The sequence below is a fragment of the Enterobacter sp. WI-ESBL-E8 genome (assembly GCF_053364895.1).
Window position 1 is genome coordinate 2,088,839 of the sequence record NZ_JBRWXJ010000001.1, and the last position, 24,030, is coordinate 2,112,868.

Here is a 24,030-nt window from a genome sequence, read left to right on the forward strand (position 1 = left end):
GGCATGAGTATAGATATGCCGGTCTTTAGTCGTTGATATTTCAGTTTCAGTTTGCCTGGCCGGGCAGGGAACGCAGTCGGCGCATGCCGGTCATTGCAGTGGCCACGTAGCTTGCCTTGCAGTTGACCACTTCAACCCAGACCTTCACGCCTTCCACTTTCACCGTATAGGTCTCTTTCATCTTGCTACGCCCATAGTCACCATATCTTTGCTGGTGGGCTGCGAGTGCGATTTCACATGCCTGGCGAGCTAAAGGGGATTGCTTACTGCCTCGATTAATCAGTCGCATTTCTTCTCCTTGAGGGAGGGTTTCCCCTCCCGATCTCGTTAGTCCATGTATTCCGGTTTCATATCCGCCAGGGTAATGCTGAACTGACTATGCAGTTCGTCGCCCAGATGACGTTTCGACGATGCAAGAACGCGCTCTACTTCTGCGAACCGCTCAGCTGCATCGGGCTCATCTGAAGGTGGCAAGGAATTGATGGCTGCTTCGACTTTGTTCCGTGCATCAACCAGGTAATAACGCTTCACGGCCTTGTTTTTCAGCTCAGTGAACAGGGCAGAACCCAGTGTTGCTTTCACGGTTTCAATATCTGCGCGCAGAGCTTTAGCGCTGTCCACATCCTGAGCGGCCTCGATGCGGTCACGGAAATCATCAGCAAGTGCATCAATATTTTGAGCTGATTCCTGAGCCGTTTGAGTCGTAGTGACGTTGTCACCTGAAATATCAGCGAGGCTAACGTGCTGCGCCGGTGCGGGATTTACCTCTCGTTCTTCACGGCGATCATCCAGTTCATCCGGGGTATAAACGCCCAGAATCACATCCGGGCAGAACAGTCTCGCCCAGCGTTTGACGGCCAGGTACGCAAGCTGCTGGCGGGGGTCGTCAGCCCAAAGTGTAGAATTTCGGGTTCGGGCCTGAGCTAGCAGCAAATCGAGCTCCCTTGGCTGATCTTCACCTTTCAGGGTTGCGCGGATAATAATGCCGATCCCGGCTTCGTCAGCCAGGGGCCAGCCCGGGACGCGGTATTCGCCTTTGTCGCCTTTACGGATATGGAATTTCCCAACAACCTTTTCCCATGGCCCGTACCATTCATATTCAAAACGGCTGGCCAGCACGCCGCTGCGTGAAATTACGGCATTAACCAACTGCGCTTCATACCCGAGCACACCGTTAATCAGGTGCGTTTTCTGCGCCACGGCAAAGGGATTCATCTGCCATTGTGCTGCTTGCATCGCTACAGCCATGCAGTCGGCCTGATTACCCTGAAGGTGTTTAGGAACGGTCGCGGTTCCTTGCGCCATGATCTGCGCGAACGTGCTGATGGCGTTCAGATACTGGGAATCGAACAAAGCCACGTTGGAGTTAATAACGGTATTCTGGTCAGCAACGGTAACGTTTGTGTTATGCATAAATCCCCCTTAAGCCTGAGCACGCAGCGCTTCGAGGCGGCGCAGGTCGAAGTCGTTCAGTTCATCGGTGTAATCGGTAGTGATCGGCGCTGGCCATTCGCCCGTGTCGAATCCGGTTGCAATGGCGCGCATCGTTTTGCGGTACTCGAGCATGCCCAGTTCCAGCAGTTCGTTGGACGCCTCGATGATGGCGATCCAGTGGTAGTTCTCGTCTTTGTTGACGAAAATCCAGAAGAACTGGTCCAGCGCTGCGGTCTCGCAATACATTGCCGCACTGAGGTGGTAGTCCCGGTCAATGATTTCCCTATGCAGCCTGGCGCGCAGGCTTTCCTGCTTCACATTCCACATGCTGATGGTTTTCAGGTCAGCACCGATGCGCACGCCGTCCAGTTCAATCTCGATGTCAGGGCGTACACGCACTTCTAATCCGGTTTCGTCGTCGAAACCGAAATAGCTCACTTCTACGGCGCGGCTTGGATGTGTTAGCAGCATGCCCGCGGTCGGGTGCGCCAGTAGTGCTGACTGAATTGCCCGCGCTGTGGCCAGCTGCTGGCGGGTAACCAGAATCTTTTCGCCAGGGTTGTCGCGCCAGGCATCCAGCAGTTCGTCGGCGAATATGGCATCGGGCTTAACCGACTTAACTGCCTGGATCATGTCTGCTTTGGTGCCGGACACTTTCAACGGCGTTGGTTTCTGCGCTTCCTGTGCCACCAAATCAGGATTAATGAACGCTAATTGCTCAAGTAGCGCATCACGGCTGCCGCTGGTTTTAACCGGCATGGGCAGGGTGGCGTTGTACTCTTTGATGTATGCCTTCATTGCTGTTGCTGTCTGCTTCTGGCCTTCTTCAATACGCTGGTACTCAACTGGGAGAGCCATATAGCTTTGAGCCGTTTCTTCCAGACTGGCACCAAGCGGCACTGGAGCAGGAAGGGACGCGTTATGTTCTTCAAGCAACGCTTTAATCTCGTCAGCGTTTAGCAGCGCCGGCAGGCTGGTGTTGTAAGCGTCGATGAACTTGCGCAGAGTTGCGGTGGTGGTGAAAGCACCCTCCGGGATCTCAGGTTCTACACTGAACTCTGCTTCGAGGTTTTCCGGCTGCAGTGCAAGGGCGTGCACCAGATTTCCCATATCCAGCACTTTGGATGCTGTGCGCGGGATGGTTTTAGCCACATGGCGCGCGTTGAAGTACATCAGGCTGACGCGGGCATCTTTTACCTGGGTTGAGCTAATACCGTTTGCTGCGTGATAAACATCATTCGGCAGACCTTCGTAGCGGCCAGGCTCGAAGTAAGCCGGGTATTCGATTACTCGCTCTGACTGCTGCTCTTCCGGCGCTACGGTAACTGCTTGCGTATTAGCTGCATCAGCGCCTTCGCCTGGTTGTACCGGAACAGTATTTTCGACTTTCTCTGGCTGAGTCGTTTCCATCTGCACATCGCTGGTGGTCTCCGCTGTGTTTTCAGTTTTTTCGACTTCATTTGAGGAGGTATTGATGACCGGATCGGTATTTCCACCAATCAGGCCATCGATGGAGAACGCGCCGCCACCAAAGTTGGCAACCTGTGGTTGGCGGGATGTAATTTGTTCTTCCACTGCGGAATGACGAACCGTGCGGGAGTCTTCACTCCATTCTGGATAGCCTTTAGAGCGCTCACCGCTTTCATAGATGCCGTTCGCCGTAAACCACTCGCGCACCTGGCTACGCAGTTCGGTTGTGCTTTCTTCCCCAGACCATGAAATAGCGCGGGTAACGCCAAAAATACTGTTGGCGTCGTAGTCGAGGATGTCGGTAGTTTTACCAAGAACCTTGAGCGCCTTGGTGTGCGACTCATCTTTTTTGTCAGCGAGTTCTTTGGCGGCCAGGAGTTGCGTACGGTTGATTTGTCCCGGTACTGCATCTGGGTACAGCTGAGCAATCGCGATCTCAATGCTCAGGTTCGCCATGTTCTGGGCAACCGCGCGTTTATAGGATTTGGTAGTTTCTGGTTTTTCTGGTTTTTCTGGTTTTTCTGGTTTTTCTGGTTCTAAAGGTGCAGAGGTGCCAACTTCAGAAATGCGATTACCTTCCGCCCATTTGCGAACCAGAGTGCCGCGGTCAATGTAATCGGTCGCCGCCCAGATTCTGGTAAAACGGAGAACCAAAGCGAGTTCGTGGCGCTTCTCCTGGCTGAACACCTTGCGAATGGCGTCGGTATAGCGCCATAGGTCTTTGGTATCGTAACCCTTCACCTCTTCGCAGTTTTCTGCCGCCAGCAGCAGGTTCTGGACATAGCTGTTATCAGTGTCCATCTCCAGAGCGCTGATACCTTCGTATTCTTCGCGGGTTAAGTGGTGGCGCAGTTCGTCGGCGGTGAACTGGGCGAGTAGCTGCTTGCGGAAGGGCATACGAACGACTGGATAACGAGTGGTTTCGTCATCATTCTCGTCAATCTGGATACCGTTATCAGGTTCTGGATCCTGATCGGTAGTAACGCCGGTCACGCTGGTGATTTCTGATTTGAGAAGATTAAGCTTTCCGCTTCTCCACTCTTCAACTAACTGATTGCGGTTGCCGGCATCTGCTCTCGCCCAGTCAGCCATGAATGCAGCGATAACTTCAGCTTCGTGTGTTTCATCTGGTGCGAAGATCTGCTTTATCGCCTGTACGAGTTTCCACTCAGCATTCAGGCTGAGTTCGTCAACTTCAGGGATGTCGTTCTTCGCCAGCAGAAGGTTCTTGAGATAGGTATTGCCTTCATCCAGTGACATTTCGCTGGCAGCCAGCTGCTGCTCTTTAGTGATATGTGACTGGTATTTGTCACTGGTCAGGTGGACGGCAAAACGGACCGCGGGAGTGCGGTTTTCAAGCGGGACACTCTCGACGGTAGTTTCGACTTTAACAGTCGTTTCCGGTGCAGCAGTGTTGATCTCGGCTCCAGTAGACAGTGCACCAGCCTTTGGCAGCCAGGTGCGCCCATCGTCCTGCAGTTCATAGCGTTTGCACCAGGTGTAATCCACGGTGCTTTCTTCAGGCAGATCGTTGTAAACAGGGAAATCGGTGCGAACCGGTTTTGAGTAATCCTTACCGCGGCCGGTTTCAATACCAGCATCTTCCAGCTCGACATCGAGCTGCAGGTTGGCACGGGCTTCTGATTTAGCAGTGAACCAAATCACTGCGTCTTCTTTGCCAGATTTCTGCGTAGCCTTCACTACATAGAAAAATTCCATGTGAGATCCTCTTTTTTGGATGTAAGATCCCCGGGCCAGAGATAGCGCCCATTGGGTGAACTTTGGTTTTTTAAGTAGTATTCCGGTGTAACTTTGGTCGGGAGCACCGGACGTATGGGCCGCCTTGCGCGGCTTTTACGTTATGCCTCGTGGGCCATCTGGTCGTACGAAGCACAACGCTCAGAGCAGTATTCTTTTTCTTTGCGCGCCAGCTGTGCGCCGTTGCGATAGAGAAGGGTACTTTTGACTATTTCCCCCGGTTCAACCGGCTTCCCGCAGTACCCGCATTTCGTTGAGTTACACATCTGGATTCCCCATTTGCGCCAGCAGGTAGCACAAGCGGCGAAGAATCACCTCGAAGAAGTTCAGCTTTACAGCCTGCTGCCGTCCCGGTTTGCGTGCGTAATCAATCATATTGATCTCCTGTTAATGCCTGTCTTTTCACCACTTCAGGCTCGGTGGTATGCTGTCAGCTCTCACACAGCCAGCAAGGACTTAACAATGAATGGAAAAGTAGTTCCGTGCCCGATTTGTCAAAATGAAGCTATTGTTTCGAAGCATCAGACCCTTTCCCCAACTCTCAAGACCTCAGTACCCTGTTATATCTATACGTGTGAAAAGGACGGATGGTTCAAACTTTCAGAGTCTGTACACTCGCTTTTAATTGATAATCCAGCACCAAGGGTCATTAACCGTTTAACCAAAATCGTTACTGATAATTACTTCCCGGCAAGTTTGATCCCTGCGGAAGCAGTGACTCCACTGAGACTTATCGAAAATCTCGAATAAAGTCTTTGAGACTTTCACTTCGATATCCCAGGCGGCTCATTTTTGCAGCGGCTTTGCCGCGAGGAATTCCGCCTGCCTTGTTAAATCTTTCCATAGCTAGACGTGAGTGCTTGTATTCAGGGCTCTTCAAACCCTTGCCTCCGTCTTGACGGGAGCTTGGAAGCTCGAGGGGTTTTTGTGATGTGATGTCGTTGCGTGCCCAGCATGCAGCAAATCCGTACATGCCTGTTTTCTTCGTATTTCCTTTCATCTCAGCCTCGTTTGCCTTATCGCCGGCCAGCGGAACGTTTACACCTGATGCGCGTTAATATCTCCACCTCATCCGACTCTTCATATGCCGTCGGCGGCTACTTCGTGGGCGTCCTGCCTTGGTGGTTCGTAGTGCGTCTTGGTGATTGCATATTAAGCCTGGGGCTTAATCCGTGTCAAGCTTGCGGCGTAATTTGATTGTAAGTTTCAGGCTTAATCGTGATGTTCTGCAGATTGCAGGCAAAAAAATCCAGACGCTAAGGACGGGATAGGGTGGTTCAGGGCAGGGGGTTAACGGCGGAGCTGGTGGGAGAAAGTATAAAAAACCCGGCGCGGTGGCCGGGTTTGGATTTAATGCGTTTTTGGTAGCTGTGGCTTTATTACCGCATCGATTATCTTAGCTGCATCGATTCGAGGAATGGTCCCATCAGCTGCCTTTTTGACTAAATAAGTTCCAAACCTGTTAGGAATATAATCTTTTTGCATCCATCGGCGGAATTCACCTAAAGCGTCGTCCGGATAAATCCACGCATCTACAGGGCCTGCTTTATGCTGCGGGAACCAGTCAGGATAAACATGAGGATGTTTTGTCCTTGAACCATATTTTTCGTCCAGACAGTTACTCACCCAATGTTTTGACCACATAGTGCCAACGCTAATATCAGGAATAGCTGTTGGTCCAAAATCGAAGTTACCTTTAACCATTTTCAGTGAAAGATCCGCCATTTCTCTGAATACAGAAAAGAATCCAAAAGGAACCTGGTCGTTCATAAGTAGGCGTTCATGGAAGCATTCTAGAGCCCCTCGCTGAGGGTTATCAGGATCTATCCCAACGCTTAAGTAAATAAATCTTCTTAACTGAGAGCCAGCTAACTTACGAAAGTTGTCTTGGGCAATAGCTTGCCCAGAATGGTTTGCTTCAAATGCATAATATTCCAAGATTGCCATACACACGGAATCAGGAAATATATTCGCTTCAGTGCCTTGAATAACGCCTTTGGTATAAAGTTGCTGAAGATTTAGACCGTTCTTTTTTAATAAGGCATCAACAATTAACCCTCTTGGTTTGGTTCTTTCTTCAGCCCAATTAGAGGTAAATCGAAGTAATGGGGCATGGTCAACCGCACACAGCCTAGCCAGACCACGTAATGTTAAAAATGGGGAACCATCGTTCATAACACCCATTTGGATGCCATCAATGTCAGCCTCCTTTACAGGATACAACTCAAGGTTTATCTGTTGCCCAGAAAGCACTAAATCCAAGTTATCCATATGATTTATTTACCCTTTGCTGTGGTGCCCAAGTTAACTGAAGGCCCCCAAAAAAGCGACCTTTCTCCATTTTTAACAAACCAAACTCAATCTCCTTGAGATCTGATTCTTCCCTTCATGTACTTCTCATACATTTCATCCAGCTCTTTCAGGCGAAGTGCGAAGATGCGGTGCATGTTCTGTTGCTCTTCTTCCGGTAGCTGGCGATAGAGCTCCAGCAGGCGTTGTTCGTCAGGCTTAAGCCCGTCTTTCTCGCCGACATCCTCACCAAGTAACCACGGCACTGATACACCAGCTGCATCTGCGACAGCGAGAGCGGAATTCTTGCTGATCACGCCTTTTTTAAACCAGCCGTTCACAGACTGCGGGGTTACCCCAGCAACCCTAGCCATATCAGATTTGGTCATGCCGCGTCCGTTCAGCTCAGATAGGCGCTCAACAAGTATCGGATTAAGTACGGTTTTCTCTTTCATGATTAGAAGAATAAGCCTTTTGCTTAAACTTGAAAATTCGCCTCAGGCTTGACAATAAATTAAGTCTTAGGCTTAATTTAAATGTATTCAAATCGGAGACAACGATGAACGGGTTAACAAAAGCCATTAAGTCCGCTGGTACAGCCACAAATCTCGCAACCATGCTGGGCATCAAGCCGATGTCAGTCAGCCGCTGGAAAAATCGGTATCAAGGTGTGGTGCCTGCTGACCGGGTCCTAAAAATCTACGCGGCCACTGGCGTAACGCCCCACGAACTACGCCCAGATCTCTACCCAAATCCCACTGATGGTTTACCTAAACAGGAGCCTTAACAATGCAAACTGTTTTATTTCAACAGAGTAGCAGAGCTTCCTCTAATCCCCTGATATTCCAGTGTCATCAAAGCGAATCGGCAGTGAAGGATATCGATCATCGCGATATCTGCTCAGCGGTACGAGCTTGGGCGGCGGCAGAAGGGCGCGTAGCTGTTGCACTTCAGATCCAGGAAGCAGCGGAAGAATTTCAACTTGATGGAGTGGATTTCTCAGGCCAGGCCGATGTCTGGAACGTGAAGCTGTTCCGCTGGTTGGACAACAAAGAAGACTCCGCATCGTATCGAAAGAACGTCGAACAGCTGTTGCCAGCGATCATGTCTGTATTACCGATTCGGTACCGCGACCGTGTCGTAAAGAACGACTCGTTTGCCTACCGGATGGCCAGGTTGGAAAAAGAGGTGAGTGAGGCGAAGCAAGCTCTGATGCTTGATGCACCGAAGAAGGAAAAGCTGAAGGAGTTAGGCGAGGGGATATTTGAGATGTTCCGTGTCGATCCGGACCTTACTGCGCCGCTGCTGGCGATGGTGACAACCATGCTGGGGGCAATGTGAAGACTTCAGAAAAGGCGAAAGCCGGTCTGCGCTAACAGAACCGACTTTCAGGTGCAAAAACGGAGTGTAATTGCGGAGCTAAGTATGTCAAACACAGCTGAAATTATCAATTTCCCCCACAGAACCGAACAACCGGGAGGTCGTATGGCCGACCTGTCGAATGGGTATACCAAGGTCGCTAACGAGATCCAACAGCTAAAGCCTCGTCTGAGAATGTCAGGCCGGGAGTGACAGTGTTTTGAAGCAGTGATCTGGCTTACCTACGGCTGGAACAAGAAACAGGACCGCGTTACGAACACGGTGATTGCCGAGCTTACAGGGCTGAGTGATTCCCACGTTTCGGATGCGCTCAAATCGCTCGCAGATCGCAAAATTATCTTCAGTCATAAGCAGGGCGTGATGAAAACGGTCGGTATAAATACTGACCTTTCCGCCTGGATTTTAGACAAACCGAAAACGGGAAAAGTCTTCCCGAAATCGGGAAAAGTTTTACCGAAAACGGGAAAAACCTTCCCGGAAACGGTAGACACCCAAGACTATAACAAGAACAATAATAAAATATCCTCGTCTCGGAATTCTGACGAATCCCGAAACCAGAAAACTCAAAAGTTTCTTTCTCGCCATCCAGAAGCTGCCGCCGGGATATACACCCCGGCAGGTAAATCATGGGGATCCGCTGACGACCTCAAGGCCGCTCGCTGGATTTACGACAGGCTTCTCACCGTCAACGCATCGCTATCTGAGCCAAACTGGGCTGAATGGGCAAACACCATCAGGCTGATGCGTGTCCAGGACAATCGTACTCACTACGAAATCTGTGACCTGTTCCAGTGGGCTAACCGGGACGAATTCTGGAAAGACAACATCCTGAGCCCCTCGAGTCTGCGAAAACAGTGGGATCAGCTCACCACCAAGCGGCTGCGCGCAACCGGAACGGCAAAGCCATCCCGGGGCGGCATTGACCTGCATAACACCGACTGGATTGACGGGGTGCTGGAATGAAAAATCTTGCCGAGAGCATTCGCAATTTTGACCGGGAACAGGCTCGCCGCGTGGCGCACAACATGCCTGAGCAGTATACCGAGCGCGAACACACGCAGCAGGTGGCGCAGATTATCAACGGGCTATTCGTCCAGCTGGCGGCCGCCTTTCCTGCAAGCCTGGTTAATCGCAGCCAGGAAGACGTGAATGAAATTCGCCGCCAGTGGGTGCTGGCGTTCAAAGAAAACGGGATCACCACTCTGGAGCAGGTTGAAGCGGGCATGCGCATGGTACGGCGCCAGGAGCGCCCATTCCTGCCTTCGCCAGGCCAGTTCATCAATTGGTGCAGGGAAGGGCGCAGCGTACTGGGAATCACCGTCGCTGATGTGATGGCTGAATACTGGAAGTGGCGCAAGCTGGTGTTCCGGTACCCGAGCAGCGAGCAGTATCCCTGGCCGAAGCCGGTTTATTACCATATCTGCCTCGAGTTGCGGCACCGAGGAACCGATCGCCAGATGACAGAAAAGGAGTTGCACCAGGCGGCCGCAAAATGTCTCGCAGACTGGGAGAAACGTGTCTCTGAAGGTAAGCCCATCCCACCAGTTCGCCGCGCGATCGCCGCTCCCGCTAAAGCAAGCGGACCTACGCCAGCAGAAATGCTGAAGGCTCAATACGAACAACGCAAAAGCGCTGGATTAATCTGATAGGAGTTCCCATGGAAACCGTAATTCAAGCACTGGAAAAATGGGGCGGGCGACGTACCGCGAATTTGTTCTGCCTAAGGCTTATTACCGTTCTCTGCCGGATGCCGCCTATGAGTTCGCCGCTCAAATTCGCAAAGGAGTGCAGTCTTGACTACTCCCAGCCCTGAAGGACGGGGATTCCCACTTCAACGAGCCGAACCTAAGCCGCGTGCTGCGATTCAGGATTTACAGGCTCTCCGTGGGCTAATACTGCCAGCCCGGCAGCTTTAATATTACGCGCCGCGTTAATGTCACGATCATGGGCTACTCCGCACTCAGAGCAAGTCCATTTACGAACATCAAGGGGCATTTTTTTCATGGTGAAGCCGCAACAGCTACAACGTCTGGTAGAAGGGAAATACTGGTCGATAGCGACAACGCTACGTCCTGCCCATTCCGCTTTGTACTGTAGCTGGCGAACAAATTCGCTCCAGCCTGCGTCAGCTATAGCTTTAGACAGCTTCGGGTTGCGAATCATGTTTTTCACTTTTAGGGATTCGACGCAAACAACTTGGTTTTCGTTAATCAGTTTGCGGGACAACTTATGCAGGTTATCCATCCGGCAATCGGCGATTTTTGCGTGGAGTCGGGCGACCTGTAAGCGTGCTTTGGCGCGGTTCTTTGAGCCTTTTTTCTTCCTGCTCAACCTGCGCTGTTGCAATGCCAGTCGCTTCGCATGTTTATCCGTGTGGCGGGGATTGCCGGTTTTGAATCCGCTGTCAGTGACGAATAAATCTTTTAAGCCAACATCAATGCCGACAGTTTTAGCGGTAACAGGCATTAATACCGGCTCAAATTCACACAGACAGGAAACGAAGTACCTGCCAGCGGAATCTCTGGAAATGATAACGGTTGACGGTGCTGAAGGTAACTTACGGCTCCAGCGAATGTCTAATGGATACTTGCTCTTTGCCATGTACAACTTGCCGTCACGGTATTTAAACGCGCTCGCAGTGAACTCAGCGGCTTGTCTGTACCGTTTGCTTTTGAAGGCCGGATATGCGGCACGTCCGGCGAAGAAGTTAGCAAAGGCAGCTTGTTGGTGGCGCAGAGACTGCTGAAGAGGTACACAGGAAACCTCGTTAAGCCAGGCGTGCTCAGACTCTTTTTTGAGCGCCGTAAGGCGAGCATTGGCCTGTAGATAGCCGATCTTTTCCTTTCGCTCGTAGTATGCATCGGTACGCCAGCGGAGGATGGAGTTGTAGACAAAACGTACACAACCGAACGTCTGAGCTAATAGCTCAGCCTGCTCTGGTGTCGGGTAAAACCGGTATTTATATGCACGTTTCATGGTTTCACATACTAAAGAGGAAAATGTGATTATGCAAAAAACAGTTAGCAGGAAAACCACCTCCTTTCCTCCTCGGCTTGAAGGTCGGGGTTTCGCGGAGGAATTTGTCTGGGAAGACGAAATCACTCTCTAGATGCCACTTCCAGCAGCATCGCAGCAGGAGGGGAAGTGAAAAACAAGCTGATGAAAATCCGAATAGATATAAATCAAGGCCCTTAGGGGCCTTTTATTCTATGATAAACGGACTTTGTTTGAGAGTGACATCATGAAGCCGAAGAAGCTAAGTGCTGAGCAGCAGTACCAATTAGACCTTGAATTGGTCAAGAAGAAACCTGCGAATCGAACCGAGGCAAAAGCCCATTTAGCGGCACAGTTACGGATTAGCAAGCACAAGGCCCATACCTCTTCCAAAATCCGCGTTGGCAGTTTCAGGGGAAAAAAGAAGGTGCATTTCAGTAAGGCCGAAGAAGAAGCCAGGGCTGCGCTAAATAAAGCAAATGCTATTAGATTTTCCGAAGGTGAGGTCGAGTCCGTCGATACGGATCGAATCTCAGAAAGTAACAAACGCTGGCGCGGGAGAACTGCTGACTAATGTATGACTGGAATATTGCTGCAAAGCCACAGGAAGAGCGTGACAAGGTTAACGTTGACCTAGCGTCCTCCTGAGTGGCGTATAAAGAGCGGTTGAACATAGCGGTTATCGCAGAGTAGGTGGCCCGAGAACAAGCAGTACCGAGAGTATTTTATTGAGCGTCTACGGTATTATCGGTAACGTTCTATCACTCAGCTGAAAGGCAACGATTCGGTTTATCAGAAGCAGGAGGATGGAAGGTGAAAGTTGAATATCTATTCATTGGTCGTGGTCTCGATGGGGAGATCAAGACGGACGATTATCCCAAACAAAAGTTGCTTGTAGGAGAAGTTACCGTTCAGGCTGCTGGCCATGGAAGCCAAGGCACTCCCCTCAAAACGTTTGAGGTTGACCTTTTTCCGCATAACGGGCACGTCTATGCGGTAGCCATTGGTCGGAGCACAACTGGGCAGGAGATAATCCAGTTCATTGAAAGCTCAGGTGTGAAACCAATCCCAGATGAGCTGCTGTAACGAAGTTAATAAGGCCCACTACTCCGGGCCTTTTCAAACCAGGCTTAAGGGCGCTGGTTTACGTACTCGATGATCGCGTTAATGATCACGAACATCGGCGGTACGATTTTCAACAGCAATGCAACCATAATAGCCTCCTGGGCTTAGGGTTAGCGGTCTTTGAAGTATCCCAGCAGGGCCGTAATGATGGCCGTCACCGGGGGCGCGAGTTTAAAGATCAGCAGGAGCAATGCCATGCCGCTTCCTCTTTGTTCATCGCGCCTCGCCGCAAATACCCCTGGGCTTGCCTTTGCAGTTGCTGTATCAGTAGTCGCCAGATACATTTGGCACGGTAAGTGGAGTTCTCACCTCCAGTTACCGATTGAAGAACCCGGTCTAATCAGCCGGGTTTTTTCATTTCCGGCAGGCCGTAAAAATTTAAATGTTTAAATACTACATATAGGGCTTGCAAAAAATATTTGCGCTATATGATGAGTATTCTAGTAAGGAATCTTTTCAGCACAAGGGTTGATTTTGACGTTAAATTGAGGTTGTGAAAGGGTAAAAAAGGCTAAGTCCTCGTACCGTAAGGCCTGGAAGACATGTCAATAATTAAGAAAAAAAATTCAAAATTTGATCGAGTGATGATTTCTTCAATGAAAGGTCAGAATTGCGCAACATGATATCGCGCAATCTGCGTAAGAATCGTCAACTACTGGTGTTTGTTTTATAGGTTGCGTGTAACACATAGCTAACATCCTTAACCGTTAACACTCTTTTTCCAAGACCTTTGAGTCGTGTAATTCAAAGTTTTCACTCTCTATAAAAGTCTGTTGATAATTAGCCAACAGAATGTCCTTCAACAATCGCCACGCATCGATGACATTTCATCCCTAGAAGTTTCACTTAAGCTGCTGGAAAGAGCAGCGCAACCCCAGCCAATGGCGATATTTACCGCAGGCGGGGCAGGCAGGGGATGTGAAACCGCTGCTTGCCGTGAACGGGTACGACGAGCAGCGTGCGCAACTGGCGCTTGAGTTCCTGCGCATATACTGCGGCCCGGACAGCACTGCGCTGGAGACCATCGAAGGCGTGGTATACCGCAGCGGAGATATTGGCATGCGCATGCTGCAGCCACATGAGCTATACCGGGCGCAGGGCTTCCCTGAGTGGTAAATCATCGACAGAGACTACCGCGGCGTGAAGTATGCCCCACAATGACGCTTCCACGCGAAAATTGATTATCATCAGGTAGCTATCTCACTTTCCATGCAAGGATCCAGTAGGTTAGCCCTTACCTCAACCTCAGCTAAAGGCGGGGGTACCGCATTTCCGCAGCGGGCTACCTGCTTATCATTCGCATACCATGTTCGAGATACATGCGACTACTACAGGAAGTGGGGAAATGTTTGAAAGTCTATCATCTTGTTAATTGAAATACATATACTGCTTCTAAGGTCGCAGTAAGATAGCGAGTTAGGGTATAATTGAACATGATAGGAGCTCTGGAGTCAGAGCCTTTAAGTGTGGAAAAATTATACTAGAATTTCATAGAAGGCGATCTAAGTATGCATAATGCGGATGTTGAAAACGATACTACTGAACTCGAGGATCAAGAAGGACTCGAGTTAACATCACATCCGCATCAGATGGGTACTGACACTGAAGTTAGGATTGCTAAAGAACAATCGAGTGTCTTTGAGTTGCTCCGGCGTGAGAGTCGAGGACAGCTTGTATTGGCACCGGATTTTCAGCGTAAAGATGTCTGGGACCGTAAGCGTCAATCTGAGTTGATAGAATCTATCTTAATGGGTATTCCGATTCCGCTGATTTATCTTTTTGAAGATGAAAATGGCACACGTCAAATTATTGATGGTAAACAGCGTATTTCTGCCTTGAAACGTTATATCAATAATGAATTTGCATTGACTGAACTTTCTATGTTACCTAATTTAAGAGGGAAATATTTCTCGGCGATACCTCCTTTACTGCAAGCGAAATTAGAGGACTGCCAATTACACTCCTATGTTATTCAACCTCCGACGCCAGAATATGTGAAGTTTAATATTTTTGAACGTGTTAACCGGAGCGGTATGAATCTTAACAAACAGGAAATGCGTCATGCTTTATATCAGGGACAGGCGACACGTTTGATAGAACGGTTGGCAGAAAGTACTGCATTTAAACTTTCTACTGGCGATGGTGTAAAAGATGACAGAATGCGAGATCGCTATTTAGTATTGCGCTTCGTAGCTTTTTATTTATTGATTGGCGGAATGTTACCTGAAATTGAGTTCCGTTCGGACATAGATGCTTTCCTTGCTTCGGTGATGAAGTTTGTAAATACAAAAGCCGACGAGCAACTAATTGATAAAGCTGAAAAAGCCTGTATGCGCGGAATGATGAACGTTTTTTATTCAGTAGGAACTGAAGCTTTTCGATTCACGTCCAAAACGGGTGCAAAACGACGACCGATAAATATGGGACTATTTGAAGTTTTGGTCATGGTGTTTAGCCAAATTAAGCTAGAGCTTTTGCCGAAAGATACTGATTTAAAAGCATTCGTAGAACAGTATAAAAAGAATTTTGATGATATAGGCATTTTTTCCGGTGCTATAGATACCACTGAGTACGTAAATATGCGATTTGAATTTGCTCGAGAAATGATAGGAAGGATAAAAGATGCTTACACACATTAGTATAAAAGGTTTTAAAAGTTTGGACTCGACTAATCTTGGGCTTGCTCCTTTAACCATATTAACCGGGACTAACTCTTCCGGGAAATCGAGTGTGTTACAGGCTCTGATGTTATTAATTAAGCATAGTGCTTCAGTAAATCAATATAGTATGGAGGATGTCACACGTTTCTTAGCTGATTTTGCAGTTATAAGAAATAAAAAAATAAATGCGAAAGCTATAAGCATAGATGTGCATGACTCTGAAAAGAATTCTCACACATTATCGCTTAATGCAGAAGGTATAGATATTATTAGTCGGCTTGGCTATCAATATGAGCCTAGAGTTATTGGCAATGAACCGGAATTGCTTTATTTGAACGCCAACCGTTTAGGCGCCCAAGAATTAGTTCCAGTTTCAGAACGTCGTGTAGGAGGGGCTGGTGAGTACCTCTTTTCAACGTTTGATAAAATGAAGCATTTGCCAGTGCCAGACTATCTTGTGAAAGCTAGCGAATCGACTACTTTGGCCTATCAATTATCCTATTGGTTGAAATTAATTACAGGAACGACATCTGAATTAGTCACTGAAAAAGTTGGTGACCAAGTTAAAGTCGCTTTTACCATTAAAGAGCTTGAGGGAAATGTTTCGCCATTGAATTTGGGCGCGGGGATGAGTTATATCGCAAAAGTATTACTCCTATGCCTTATGGCTAAAAAGGGGGATCTAATTCTTCTGGAAAATCCTGAAATTCAGTTGCACCCCAAAGCACAAGCGCACTTAGCTGTATTTCTAGCTTTCATTGCAAGTAAAGGAATTCAGGTCATAGTAGAAACTCATTGTGAACACTTAATTAACAAGCTTGCTTTTCTGGTATACGAAGACGAAATTCAGGAAGAAGAAGTTGTTTTACATTACAAACCAGAAGTTGATGAAGATTTTATTTCGTTAAAAATTAATGAAAACGGAAAATTCACTGACCTAAATGGTAAAGTTACCGGGTTTCCTTTAGGTTTTTTTGACGCGACTTTAGATGATTTGATGCAGATGAGGTAACGGAATGGCTTATCAGATGGTGCTGGATACTCCATTATTGGTTGCATACGAAAATATGGATGACAAAAATAAAGTTAAAAGGCTACATAAAAAACTTGTCTTGCCCTATTTAACTAATAAAAAACAATGGGTTGCAGCCAAGAACTTAGGTATGAATATACCTGATGCAGAGTATAGACAATATTTGTCAGAGCTTGCAAATAGACCTGAAAGCGATGACGATCTAGTCACTTTGGCATCAAAGTCGTTATTGAAAATTATTTTAACCGAAGATAAAAGTCTGCAACTCCCTTATGTGCATTACAGAAAAGGGATGGTAAATAATCAAGTGACAGTAACCTTGAGTCCTTCAGATAATCGAGTTCATTTGAAAAGTTATCTTAAATTGCTTTGTGAAAATGCAAGGAAAGTTACCATTTGCGATAATTATTTCGCCAAGAACTGGGAGAATACATGTAGTTTATTTCACTCAGTGCTACCAAAAAAACCTCTTATCATTGAGTTTTGCGAAATTGCAGCGGATATAACTGCGCCTAGCAATGGTAGCAAAATAAATAATGAATTTGCACGTAGTGTTCATCCAGAATGGAATGTCCAAACTAATACGAATCAAAAATATATTAATTGTCATGACCGATATTTACTCATTGAAAGTCCTGAAGGGAAAATAGAAGTGATGCTTTCGAGTGGTTTTGATCATATATGGAAAGAAAATCCAAAAGAGATTACTTGCGTTTTTCGTGATGCCTCATAGATGAATTTCCCTACAATACCGGATGCAGTATACATCCGGTATTGAAATTCACCAATGACTATACAATTTTCGCAGTTACCATTTTAAAATTTTACCTATCAATTTAGGTGAGTAATAAAAATATATATTTGCGTTCAACTTATGCTCTCAATTGTGGTAGTATCAAAAATAGTAAAGTATCTTGAAGCATTTAAACGGTAATTAAGTAAGTCTTGACAATTATTAAATGCCGAGTTTTTTAATGTTGGTTTTAAAAGTCTTACTTAATTCAGTCCTTATAACTGCTACAGGGAACGATAAAAATTATCAATTTATCGCTCAGATGGGAAGAGTCATTTATTTCGATATTTTACAATTCATGCTCCCATCGGTTGGTGTCGCCAGATGGGCCCATAAAGCAGTAATATATGGCTTCTCTGATACTGGATGATTCCTGTCTGATCATAAAACAGATTTATCTTATAACGTCAAGTGATTACGGTTAATGATATTTTAATCATTAACGCGTTCATGAAGTTTGTCAAAACCCTGTACTACCAGCACATTCTTCCATCTGATAATATTGTTACATAGGTCTGAACAACCTATGTCTTATGCATCCGAAGAAAAATAATGGCGCTTGCCCTTTAACTTATCAAGTACTATACAAGTATTCTAATCCTGAGCATTCCCGAGACCAGCGATATATGCAATCAAAATCCGTCTCGGAAAAGTTACTTTGCTTAGTTTAAACGAGATGTTGACCCATTATTTCTCTATAAATTCTTCGCACGACTTGTTCTTGGAATAAAATAATGGGAACCGTTCGGAGGGCGCAATCGTATCGAATTAACTCAAAGTGCGTCAAGATTTCGTATTGGTTGAGATGGTAGTGAGTCATTGCATAACCAGTGGTATCAAGCTTGTAACGAAGATCATGGTTTGTTTTTTGTGCCTTTTATTTGTTGCAAAATCCGTGAGATACGTTTATACATACACTGTATATGCATACAGTGTTTCATCGCGGAGGGAAAAATGAAAATCGAGCTAACCATTGATCGCATGAAGATACTTCCTGATGGAGCTATATCTGCGCTCGAGTCAGAACTGCTGAAAAGACTCAGCAAACAGTTCGATGAATGCCAGCTTACCATTAAACCTGCCAGTAATGACGGTTTGACTGTTTTCGGGGGCGACAAGAAAGAGGTCGAACATATCGTGCAGGAGACTTGGGAAAGCGCGGACGAGTGGTTTTATTAATCGCGTGATTTTTACTGGAGCAGTTTCAAAGAGTATCGCTGTTTGCGTTCCCCTGGCTGTTCCCGATTACTGTTTACCGCGTCAATAAGTCGCTCTGGGGGAAATAGTGTGTAGTACAGATGCCTTTAATATAGATGATCAATGGTACGACGTGGTCAGAAGGGCCGATAAAGCAGTTATCTATAGCTTCCCGGCGGAAGGGAGATATCTGGTTTATCGAGTAAATGGAATAGTTTCATTACGACCGTTGCTCGAAGAGGAAGAAATATTCACTCTCAACGGATTTATGCAATTTGCTAAACGGCTGGGGTACCGAGTTACACCACCGTCTGATATTATTCTTTCATAGGCCTGAACACCCTATACCTGATGCGCCACGGAGAGAACCATGGCGCTAGAATTACAACTTATCAAACACCACTCAGGAATACTGATCCCGGCAACGCCCGAGACCAGCGATATTCTGCAATCCAAAACCCGGCTCGGCGATGTTCTTGTCGCCGAGTTCAGGCGGGTACGAAATCCGGCATCTCACCGGCGCTTTTTCGCGCTTCTCAATCTCGGTTTTGAATACTGGGAACCAACCGGCGGGGCTATCTCGAGTAACGAGAGGAAGCTGATCACCGGCTACGCAAAATTCCTGGCTTCTTATGGCGGGAATGAGGGCGCGCTTATCGATGCTGCTGAACAGTATCTTGAGCAGGTTGCTTACCGGCGCGTCACGAATGGCATTAGCCTGTGCAAATCTTTCGATGCATACCGCTCATGGGTGATCGTCGAGGCAGGGCACTTTGATGCCATTCAGCTGCCAGACGGAACACTCAAAAAGCATCCTCGCAGTATCTCGTTTGCCAATATGGACGAGCTCGAGTTTCAACAACTCTATAAAGCTGCGCTTGATGTCCTCTGGCGCTGGGTCCTGTCCCGTTCATTCCGCAGTCGTGATGAGGCAGAAAATGTCGCCGCGCAGCTGCTTGGCTTTGCGGGGTAATGGGGATGAAGAAGACCTGGTTCCATCATACCGATTGCAGCACCGAACAGGCCGACGAACTGGTCAAGCGTTACAAAGCGCGCGGCGTGCGCGTTGAGCGCAGCCTAAACCAGGATTACGTGACCTGGACTGTCAGTGCATTCCTGCCGACCTCAAATACACCAGCCCGCCCGGATAGCCGCTGGCGAAACCGGATGTGGGGGTGAACGTGAAGACATATCAAATTATTTTGCCCTGGCCGCCGAGCAACAATCGGTATTACCGGCACAACCGCGGGCGCACGCATATCAGTGCTGATGGTGTCGCGTATCGCTATGAGGTGGCCAATGTCATTCGAAGCGCCCGGCTTAATATCCGGACGGCCGCACCACTCAAAATCCGCATTGAATGTTACATGCCCGACCGCCGGCGCCGCGATCTGGATAACCTGCAGAAAGCTGCATTCGACGCTTTAACCAAGGCGGGATTCTGGCTGGATGACAGCCAGGTTATCGACTATCGCGTTGTGAAAATGCCTGTCGTTAAGGGCGGGAAATTAGAACTCACCATTACCGAGCTGGAGACCGCATGAATCTCGAAAACACCCTCAAATATCACTTCGCAAAATCGACAATGATTAGCGACTCTCCGCGTGCAACGGCCCCCGACTCACTGACCGGAACGGACATCATGGCAGCCATGGGCATGATCCAGGAAAGGGCTGCATTGGGTTACAGCGCTTTTCTCGGGAAGATGGGGATCAGCAACAATGACCGTGAGAGGGCGATCGAGCTCCTGGCCCAGTACGCGCTGACCAAGTGCGACCGTGTTGCGGCATTACGGAAGCTTGATGCAGAGACTAAACCACTGGTGATGCATCAGCTGGCCACCTTCGCGTTCGAGGACTATTCCCGCAGCGCCGCCAGCGTGAAGCAGTGCGATGGCTGCAATGGAAATGGGTTCATTGACGCTGAGGTATTCAGCATGAAGTCTCACACGCCGGCAAGAGAGAAGAAGTTCGTGAAGATGTCTTTGCACATGGGCGTCGAAGATATTCGTCCTTCCGACTATGAGGTGCACAGGCAGGTCAGGGAGGTTGCACGCGTTCTCTGCCCTCAGTGTAAGGGCAAGAAGGTCGTTAGTTGTGCCTGTAGAGATTGCCATGGACGCGGGAAAGCCGTTAATCAGATTCTTACTGAACAGCAGGGTGTGCCGGTTCTGGCTGACTGTAAGCGCTGCAGCGGGCGGGGGTATGAACGAATTCCTTCCACTGAGGCTTACGCCGCGGTGTGCCAGATAACGGATGCAATCAGCCTCGATACCTGGAAGAAGTCTGTTAAGCCATTCTACGACCAGCTCATCACCAAGTTTGATATCGAAGAGGCCTGGGCTGAAACGCAGCTTAAGCAGATTACAAAATAGGGCGTGAATTTATCGTGAACTATTTACTTTTCCCGAATCTGTGGTAATTTTGCTCTAACGATGGGTTATTGCCTTCGTTTAAAGCCCTGCGGTTAACCCCGTGGGGCTTTTTTATGACGTCAGAATGCATTTTAAAACCCCCAAAGAGATTAAATATTATGATAATGTGAATATAAATTCACTTTCAGACATTTAATGGAGGGGTATGATTGTAAGAACATGGCATGGTTGCGTACCAGTACGACACGGTGATGGGTTTGCTGCGCATCTTGAATTAACGGGAGTTAAGCACTCTAAAAGTGTTAATGGCAACCAAGGTGCATACGTACGGCGTGAACGACAGGGAGAATGGGAGCATTTCTTTCTGGCAACTTATTGGCGTGATCTCTCATCCATTAAGGCTTTCGCAGGTGAAAATTACCACGTAGCGGTAACCTATCCAGACGATGAGCAATTTGAGCTTCTTTCTGATCCCTATGTCTTTCAGTTTGAAGTATCTGAGATGAATGAGATCTGACTGAGTAGTTCGGCGACAGTGATGAGGAAGTCCTATCCTCATGACAGAAATAAATCCTGAGTATATCTAACGCCATTCATCTCAACTCAGCAATATACTCATCTCATCATGTTAAGGAGATGATCATGCAAGAAGGTTACTACTGGATTCAGCACAACGGCAGGATTCAGGTTGCTTACTACAGCAATGGCGTTACTGAAGACCTTGAGACGGGACTTATTTTTAATGGTATTTGGCATCTGACACAGGGTGACGACATCTGCGATAACGGAGAGGCCGAGGTGATTGAAGGCCCTCTTCCTGTACCATTCAAATGAATATATTCATTTGATTACGTGGCAGATTCTTCATACTGCACATATGCTTCTTAAGCATCCTGCAGAATGGATGTTTCTGAAAGCGTTTTAGTGGTGGATCCCCCTAAGCGGAGGGGCGGTTCAGCAGGACATTTCTCCAGAGTGTCTAACCAGCGCGCGGGAATGAATGCTGTGATCATTTCCACCGGGAGGCACCCGGCACCACTCCCTCAGTTATTGCCAACTTAGCTATTTATGCCTGCTTGTCCGAGCAGGCTTTTTTTTTGCGAATGTTGAATAGTATTGACCGGGTGAATGCTTCATGAGTAATTTATGCATGTGGTGAATCCTTTCTAAGCGAAAGGGCGTTCCAGTCAACTGCGCTCTGCAGGTATGCACGCGGCCTTGCTGACTGGGGTAGGGTCACCGGGAGGCACCCGGCACCATGACAACAACAATAAAAGATTAAAATTCCTTGAGAGCCTGCCATAAAACGCAGGCCTTTTTTTATGGCTTGGAAAACTACTGCTACTCTTTAAGTCGTGAGAAGTTACTGAATGCCCGGTGGTTCTCCTGATACTAATGTGAATCAGTCGATACAGTCTCACTACTGAGGTATTGGTTTCACTCACACCTACCTTACAAATAGTTAACTCATTGGCCCGCTTCAAAAGAGCGGGCTTTTTTTATTCTCAAATTCAGCACCCGCACAAAGCGAGGTGAGAGTATGTGTCGCATGGACAAACTAACCACCGGTGCTGCATACGGCGCTTCAGCCGGTAGCATCCTAAACGGCATGCTGAATGCCTACAGTCCCGAGCAGTGGAACGCTATCGGCGTGCTGGTGGGTATCATCATTGCAGTGATGACGTACCTGACAAACCTCTATTTCAAGATCCGTGAAGACAACCGCCGCAGCAGGAGCCGAGATGAACCCGACACTTAGGAATAAGCTGGTGGGCGCCATTGTTGGCGGAACCGGTGCAATCTCTATTGCTGCTGTCATGCTGGGCAATGCAGATGGTCTTGAAGGACGTCGGTATTACGCTTATCAGGATGTTGTCGGCGTCTGGACTGTATGTGACGGTCACACAGGTGCAGACGTTCGCCGCGGTCACCGATACACCGATAAGGAATGTGACGCCTTGCTGGAATCAGATCTGCGTAAGGTGGCAAATGCTATCGACCCGCTAATTAAGGTTAATATTCCTAAGCCTACCCAGGCTGCGCTTTACTCCTTCACTTACAACGTGGGAACTGGAGCGTTTAGCAGATCGACGCTGCTGAAGAAACTGAATGCCGGTGATATTCCGGGTGCATGCAACGAACTGCAGCGTTGGACGTATGCCGGTGGAAAACAGTGGAAGGGGCTGATCACCCGTCGTGAGATTGAGCGGGAAGTTTGCGAGTGGGGCCAGAAATGAGCCGTTTAACAGCCATCATCTGCGCTGTCTTTATCTGTCTGCTGGGTTTCATGGCCTGGGCGGTTAACCACTACCGCGACAACGCCATCGCTTATAAAGACCAGCGCGATAAAGCCACTGAGAAACTCAGCCTGGCGAACGCCACCATCAAAGACATGCAGACCCGTCAGCGAGATGTCGCTGCACTGGATGCCAAATACACGAAGGAATTAGCTGATGCGAAATCTCAGCTTGAAGATCTTCAGCGTTGCGTTAACTCTGGTAAGTGTGGGCTGCACGTCAACGCCAGATGTCCCGCGAACGGAACGGCCGGCGCCAGCGGCGTGGGCGATGCTTCCGGCCCCAGACTTACTGACTCCGCTGAACGGGATTATTTCACCCTCAGAGAAAGAATCGTCACAGTGACAAAGCAGGTCGGATATTTGCAGGACTATATCAAAGAGCAATGTCTGAAATAGAGCCTCATCCGTAAGGTTCTATCACTATCTCGCTCTTGGACACTAGCATTATCAAAAATTTTAAGCGCAACCTGATAGGTTGGGTGATTCCAAAAAAAAGCCCTCGCAAGGAGAGCTAAAGGAGTCTCAGTTTCACTTGCTCTTTTTATCGATGATTCCCTGGAGTTGGCATTCTCCGCATCAGAGTCCTGAACAGTCTGGCAGTCAGGCAGTAATCAACAAGCATAAGCGCTAGTGATTAAGATAATCCTTACCTAATCATTTGGGCCGGGCAGTAACTTCAAATGCTCTGATTATCCATAGGGCTGACATAGCGACTGCAAAGGTATAGAGTTGAGGTGTCTTTATGGATTGAGGAATAATATGAAAGGTAAAGTGATTCTCGCTGCTATGGCTTTGGTTTCGTTCAGTGCTGTTGCTGACGAGGGGCAGTATCTTTATGACTTCGCCAGTGCAAAAAGTACCTCTAAAAGCTACTCCCAGCTTATTAGTAAAAGCAAACTTCCTGCATGGGTGAAAAGTGGTGGCACAAGCACGCCATCAACCGAAGTTACGGTTGCAGGGAAAAAGTATATTGCCCTGTCAGGGTGTAAACCTCATAGTTGTCCAGAACAGAATATTGCTGTTCTTTACTCACCTGATAGCGGTGATATCCATGGTGTGTTTTCTGATTTCAATGTAGAAAAGAATCGTGAGACATTGACTTGGTTAAACCTGGATCCGATTGATTCTGATGCGATGAAAAATGCGCTTTTCAATCGGCTGTACGGCAATTAAATAACCCAAGCTTCAAACTGTAATCCACCAGTTTGAAGCTTCAATACACGA

At 47.9% G+C, this 24,030-nt stretch carries 28 protein-coding genes and 3 pseudogenes; 23 read left to right on the forward strand and 8 right to left on the reverse strand.

What is annotated here, in order from left to right; genetic code table 11:
- Positions 1-46: 46 nt before the first annotated feature.
- The 7 genes from ACWHWP_RS10000 to ACWHWP_RS10030 all read right to left on the reverse strand — a co-directional run bounded on the left by ACWHWP_RS10000 (position 47) and on the right by ACWHWP_RS10030 (position 7,406).
- Positions 47-289 carry a DUF4060 family protein gene (locus ACWHWP_RS10000; protein ID WP_048979543.1) on the reverse strand — a complete coding sequence of 81 codons (243 nt, stop codon included), beginning with the start codon at positions 287-289 and terminating at the stop codon, positions 47-49.
- 38 nt (positions 290-327) lie between these two features.
- On the reverse strand, positions 328-1,413 hold the full coding sequence (locus tag ACWHWP_RS10005; protein ID WP_447855492.1) for a RecT family recombinase: 1,086 nt from the start codon (positions 1,411-1,413) through the stop codon (positions 328-330).
- A 9-nt stretch (positions 1,414-1,422) separates the two neighbouring features.
- Positions 1,423-4,623, reverse strand: a complete 3,201-nt coding sequence (locus ACWHWP_RS10010; RefSeq protein WP_447855493.1) for a RecE family exodeoxyribonuclease — start codon at positions 4,621-4,623, stop codon at positions 1,423-1,425.
- 140 nt (positions 4,624-4,763) lie between these two features.
- A complete protein-coding gene (locus ACWHWP_RS10015; protein ID WP_047352475.1) occupies positions 4,764-4,928 on the reverse strand; it encodes a YdaE family protein in 165 nt (54 codons plus the stop codon).
- Between the two features lie 464 nt (positions 4,929-5,392).
- On the reverse strand, positions 5,393-5,662 hold the full coding sequence (locus tag ACWHWP_RS10020; protein ID WP_047352476.1) for a hypothetical protein: 270 nt from the start codon (positions 5,660-5,662) through the stop codon (positions 5,393-5,395).
- A 350-nt stretch (positions 5,663-6,012) separates the two neighbouring features.
- Positions 6,013-6,933: a hypothetical protein gene (locus tag ACWHWP_RS10025; RefSeq protein ID WP_166714704.1), complete on the reverse strand. Its 921-nt coding sequence runs from the start codon at positions 6,931-6,933 to the stop codon at positions 6,013-6,015.
- Between the two features lie 86 nt (positions 6,934-7,019).
- Positions 7,020-7,406 carry a helix-turn-helix domain-containing protein gene (locus ACWHWP_RS10030; protein ID WP_125913604.1) on the reverse strand — a complete coding sequence of 129 codons (387 nt, stop codon included), beginning with the start codon at positions 7,404-7,406 and terminating at the stop codon, positions 7,020-7,022.
- Between the two features lie 104 nt (positions 7,407-7,510).
- On the opposite strand from ACWHWP_RS10030, the gene ACWHWP_RS10035 reads away from it, so the two are divergent.
- From ACWHWP_RS10035 to ACWHWP_RS10050, 4 genes and pseudogenes are all read left to right on the forward strand, one after another.
- On the forward strand, positions 7,511-7,738 hold the full coding sequence (locus ACWHWP_RS10035; protein ID WP_125913605.1) for a transcriptional regulator: 228 nt from the start codon (positions 7,511-7,513) through the stop codon (positions 7,736-7,738).
- 2 nt (positions 7,739-7,740) lie between these two features.
- Positions 7,741-8,292, forward strand: coding sequence for a toxin YdaT family protein (locus ACWHWP_RS10040; RefSeq protein WP_447855495.1), 552 nt, complete (start codon positions 7,741-7,743; stop codon positions 8,290-8,292).
- An 84-nt stretch (positions 8,293-8,376) separates the two neighbouring features.
- Positions 8,377-9,294, forward strand: a pseudogene (locus tag ACWHWP_RS10045) (replication protein).
- Positions 9,291-9,977, forward strand: coding sequence for a replication protein P (locus tag ACWHWP_RS10050; protein ID WP_447855496.1), 687 nt, complete (start codon positions 9,291-9,293; stop codon positions 9,975-9,977). The pseudogene ACWHWP_RS10045 and the gene ACWHWP_RS10050 overlap by 4 nt, the downstream one beginning before the upstream one ends.
- Before the next feature lie 199 nt (positions 9,978-10,176).
- Here ACWHWP_RS10050 and ACWHWP_RS10055 read toward each other — a convergent pair whose 3' ends face one another.
- Positions 10,177-11,307, reverse strand: a complete 1,131-nt coding sequence (locus ACWHWP_RS10055; RefSeq protein ID WP_323634485.1) for an RNA-guided endonuclease InsQ/TnpB family protein — start codon at positions 11,305-11,307, stop codon at positions 10,177-10,179.
- 265 nt (positions 11,308-11,572) lie between these two features.
- Here ACWHWP_RS10055 and ACWHWP_RS10060 point away from each other — a divergent pair, with 265 nt between their 5' ends.
- The 19 genes and pseudogenes from ACWHWP_RS10060 (at position 11,573) to ACWHWP_RS10150 (ending at position 23,979) form a co-directional block, all read left to right on the forward strand.
- The gene (locus ACWHWP_RS10060) at positions 11,573-11,899 is read left to right on the forward strand and encodes a hypothetical protein (RefSeq protein ID WP_248244295.1); all 327 of its coding nucleotides are present in this window, start codon (positions 11,573-11,575) and stop codon (positions 11,897-11,899) included.
- Positions 11,899-12,079: pseudogene (locus ACWHWP_RS10065) on the forward strand (DNA polymerase III subunit theta). The gene ACWHWP_RS10060 and the pseudogene ACWHWP_RS10065 overlap by 1 nt, the downstream one beginning before the upstream one ends.
- Positions 12,080-12,138: 59 nt before the next feature.
- The gene (locus tag ACWHWP_RS10070) at positions 12,139-12,411 is read left to right on the forward strand and encodes a hypothetical protein (protein ID WP_210870683.1); all 273 of its coding nucleotides are present in this window, start codon (positions 12,139-12,141) and stop codon (positions 12,409-12,411) included.
- A gap of 914 nt (positions 12,412-13,325) precedes the next feature.
- Positions 13,326-13,563 (forward strand): annotated as a pseudogene (locus tag ACWHWP_RS10075) (DNA cytosine methyltransferase); the annotation flags it as partial.
- Positions 13,564-13,958: 395 nt separating this feature from the next.
- Entirely contained in the window at positions 13,959-15,089 is a 1,131-nt protein-coding gene (locus ACWHWP_RS10080; RefSeq protein ID WP_210870689.1) for a DUF262 domain-containing protein, read from the forward strand.
- Entirely contained in the window at positions 15,073-16,122 is a 1,050-nt protein-coding gene (locus ACWHWP_RS10085) for an AAA family ATPase (RefSeq protein WP_248244294.1), read from the forward strand. Before ACWHWP_RS10080 ends, ACWHWP_RS10085 begins: the two co-directional genes overlap by 17 nt.
- A 4-nt stretch (positions 16,123-16,126) precedes the next feature.
- A complete protein-coding gene (locus tag ACWHWP_RS10090) occupies positions 16,127-16,876 on the forward strand; it encodes a hypothetical protein (RefSeq protein WP_210870695.1) in 750 nt (249 codons plus the stop codon).
- 1,014 nt (positions 16,877-17,890) lie between these two features.
- The gene (locus ACWHWP_RS10095; protein ID WP_210870698.1) at positions 17,891-18,115 is read left to right on the forward strand and encodes a DinI family protein; all 225 of its coding nucleotides are present in this window, start codon (positions 17,891-17,893) and stop codon (positions 18,113-18,115) included.
- A 106-nt stretch (positions 18,116-18,221) separates the two neighbouring features.
- Complete coding sequence (locus ACWHWP_RS10100; RefSeq protein WP_252054421.1) at positions 18,222-18,464, forward strand: hypothetical protein; 243 nt, start codon at positions 18,222-18,224, stop codon at positions 18,462-18,464.
- A 39-nt stretch (positions 18,465-18,503) separates the two neighbouring features.
- Positions 18,504-19,106 carry a DUF1367 family protein gene (locus ACWHWP_RS10105; protein WP_447855497.1) on the forward strand — a complete coding sequence of 201 codons (603 nt, stop codon included), beginning with the start codon at positions 18,504-18,506 and terminating at the stop codon, positions 19,104-19,106.
- On the forward strand, positions 19,106-19,312 hold the full coding sequence (locus tag ACWHWP_RS10110) for a hypothetical protein (RefSeq protein ID WP_063149571.1): 207 nt from the start codon (positions 19,106-19,108) through the stop codon (positions 19,310-19,312). The genes ACWHWP_RS10105 and ACWHWP_RS10110 overlap by 1 nt, the downstream gene beginning before the upstream one ends.
- A 2-nt stretch (positions 19,313-19,314) precedes the next feature.
- On the forward strand, positions 19,315-19,677 hold the full coding sequence (rusA, locus tag ACWHWP_RS10115; protein WP_447855498.1) for a crossover junction endodeoxyribonuclease RusA: 363 nt from the start codon (positions 19,315-19,317) through the stop codon (positions 19,675-19,677).
- The gene (locus ACWHWP_RS10120) at positions 19,674-20,507 is read left to right on the forward strand and encodes an antitermination protein Q (RefSeq protein WP_447855499.1); all 834 of its coding nucleotides are present in this window, start codon (positions 19,674-19,676) and stop codon (positions 20,505-20,507) included. The genes rusA and ACWHWP_RS10120 overlap by 4 nt, the downstream gene beginning before the upstream one ends.
- A gap of 205 nt (positions 20,508-20,712) precedes the next feature.
- Complete coding sequence (locus tag ACWHWP_RS10125; RefSeq protein WP_072049799.1) at positions 20,713-21,024, forward strand: hypothetical protein; 312 nt, start codon at positions 20,713-20,715, stop codon at positions 21,022-21,024.
- A gap of 125 nt (positions 21,025-21,149) precedes the next feature.
- Positions 21,150-21,341: a hypothetical protein gene (locus tag ACWHWP_RS10130; protein ID WP_119937796.1), complete on the forward strand. Its 192-nt coding sequence runs from the start codon at positions 21,150-21,152 to the stop codon at positions 21,339-21,341.
- A 706-nt stretch (positions 21,342-22,047) separates the two neighbouring features.
- Positions 22,048-22,266 (forward strand): class II holin family protein, encoded by a 219-nt coding sequence (locus ACWHWP_RS10135; protein ID WP_447855500.1) that lies wholly within the window; start codon positions 22,048-22,050, stop codon positions 22,264-22,266.
- Positions 22,250-22,744 (forward strand): lysozyme, encoded by a 495-nt coding sequence (locus ACWHWP_RS10140; protein WP_048979553.1) that lies wholly within the window; start codon positions 22,250-22,252, stop codon positions 22,742-22,744. The genes ACWHWP_RS10135 and ACWHWP_RS10140 overlap by 17 nt, the downstream gene beginning before the upstream one ends.
- Entirely contained in the window at positions 22,741-23,202 is a 462-nt protein-coding gene (locus tag ACWHWP_RS10145; RefSeq protein ID WP_095449126.1) for a lysis protein, read from the forward strand. The genes ACWHWP_RS10140 and ACWHWP_RS10145 overlap by 4 nt, the downstream gene beginning before the upstream one ends.
- A 363-nt stretch (positions 23,203-23,565) precedes the next feature.
- Entirely contained in the window at positions 23,566-23,979 is a 414-nt protein-coding gene (locus ACWHWP_RS10150; RefSeq protein WP_119937797.1) for an Ivy family c-type lysozyme inhibitor, read from the forward strand.
- The last annotated feature ends 51 nt before the right edge of the window (positions 23,980-24,030 follow it).

Excerpts from the sequence above, each read along its gene's own strand:
- ACWHWP_RS10110 (WP_063149571.1), top strand. The coding sequence starts at position 19,106 with ATGGGGATGAAGAAGACCTGGTTCCATCATACCGATTGCAGCACCGAA.
- ACWHWP_RS10020 (WP_047352476.1), bottom strand. The coding sequence starts at position 5,662 with ATGAAAGGAAATACGAAGAAAACAGGCATGTACGGATTTGCTGCATGC.
- ACWHWP_RS10090 (WP_210870695.1), top strand. The coding sequence starts at position 16,127 with ATGGCTTATCAGATGGTGCTGGATACTCCATTATTGGTTGCATACGAA.
- ACWHWP_RS10080 (WP_210870689.1), top strand. The coding sequence starts at position 13,959 with ATGCATAATGCGGATGTTGAAAACGATACTACTGAACTCGAGGATCAA.
- ACWHWP_RS10145 (WP_095449126.1), top strand. The coding sequence starts at position 22,741 with ATGAGCCGTTTAACAGCCATCATCTGCGCTGTCTTTATCTGTCTGCTG.
- ACWHWP_RS10025 (WP_166714704.1), bottom strand. The coding sequence starts at position 6,933 with ATGGATAACTTGGATTTAGTGCTTTCTGGGCAACAGATAAACCTTGAG.
- ACWHWP_RS10055 (WP_323634485.1), bottom strand. The coding sequence starts at position 11,307 with ATGAAACGTGCATATAAATACCGGTTTTACCCGACACCAGAGCAGGCT.
- ACWHWP_RS10125 (WP_072049799.1), top strand. The coding sequence starts at position 20,713 with ATGATTGTAAGAACATGGCATGGTTGCGTACCAGTACGACACGGTGAT.
- ACWHWP_RS10030 (WP_125913604.1), bottom strand. The coding sequence starts at position 7,406 with ATGAAAGAGAAAACCGTACTTAATCCGATACTTGTTGAGCGCCTATCT.
- ACWHWP_RS10035 (WP_125913605.1), top strand. The coding sequence starts at position 7,511 with ATGAACGGGTTAACAAAAGCCATTAAGTCCGCTGGTACAGCCACAAAT.
- ACWHWP_RS10150 (WP_119937797.1), top strand. The coding sequence starts at position 23,566 with ATGAAAGGTAAAGTGATTCTCGCTGCTATGGCTTTGGTTTCGTTCAGT.
- ACWHWP_RS10140 (WP_048979553.1), top strand. The coding sequence starts at position 22,250 with ATGAACCCGACACTTAGGAATAAGCTGGTGGGCGCCATTGTTGGCGGA.
- ACWHWP_RS10095 (WP_210870698.1), top strand. The coding sequence starts at position 17,891 with ATGAAAATCGAGCTAACCATTGATCGCATGAAGATACTTCCTGATGGA.
- ACWHWP_RS10000 (WP_048979543.1), bottom strand. The coding sequence starts at position 289 with ATGCGACTGATTAATCGAGGCAGTAAGCAATCCCCTTTAGCTCGCCAG.
- ACWHWP_RS10015 (WP_047352475.1), bottom strand. The coding sequence starts at position 4,928 with ATGTGTAACTCAACGAAATGCGGGTACTGCGGGAAGCCGGTTGAACCG.
- ACWHWP_RS10060 (WP_248244295.1), top strand. The coding sequence starts at position 11,573 with ATGAAGCCGAAGAAGCTAAGTGCTGAGCAGCAGTACCAATTAGACCTT.
- ACWHWP_RS10105 (WP_447855497.1), top strand. The coding sequence starts at position 18,504 with ATGGCGCTAGAATTACAACTTATCAAACACCACTCAGGAATACTGATC.
- ACWHWP_RS10050 (WP_447855496.1), top strand. The coding sequence starts at position 9,291 with ATGAAAAATCTTGCCGAGAGCATTCGCAATTTTGACCGGGAACAGGCT.
- ACWHWP_RS10130 (WP_119937796.1), top strand. The coding sequence starts at position 21,150 with ATGCAAGAAGGTTACTACTGGATTCAGCACAACGGCAGGATTCAGGTT.
- ACWHWP_RS10085 (WP_248244294.1), top strand. The coding sequence starts at position 15,073 with ATGCTTACACACATTAGTATAAAAGGTTTTAAAAGTTTGGACTCGACT.
- ACWHWP_RS10005 (WP_447855492.1), bottom strand. The coding sequence starts at position 1,413 with ATGCATAACACAAACGTTACCGTTGCTGACCAGAATACCGTTATTAAC.
- ACWHWP_RS10040 (WP_447855495.1), top strand. The coding sequence starts at position 7,741 with ATGCAAACTGTTTTATTTCAACAGAGTAGCAGAGCTTCCTCTAATCCC.
- ACWHWP_RS10010 (WP_447855493.1), bottom strand. The coding sequence starts at position 4,623 with ATGGAATTTTTCTATGTAGTGAAGGCTACGCAGAAATCTGGCAAAGAA.
- ACWHWP_RS10135 (WP_447855500.1), top strand. The coding sequence starts at position 22,048 with ATGTGTCGCATGGACAAACTAACCACCGGTGCTGCATACGGCGCTTCA.
- ACWHWP_RS10120 (WP_447855499.1), top strand. The coding sequence starts at position 19,674 with ATGAATCTCGAAAACACCCTCAAATATCACTTCGCAAAATCGACAATG.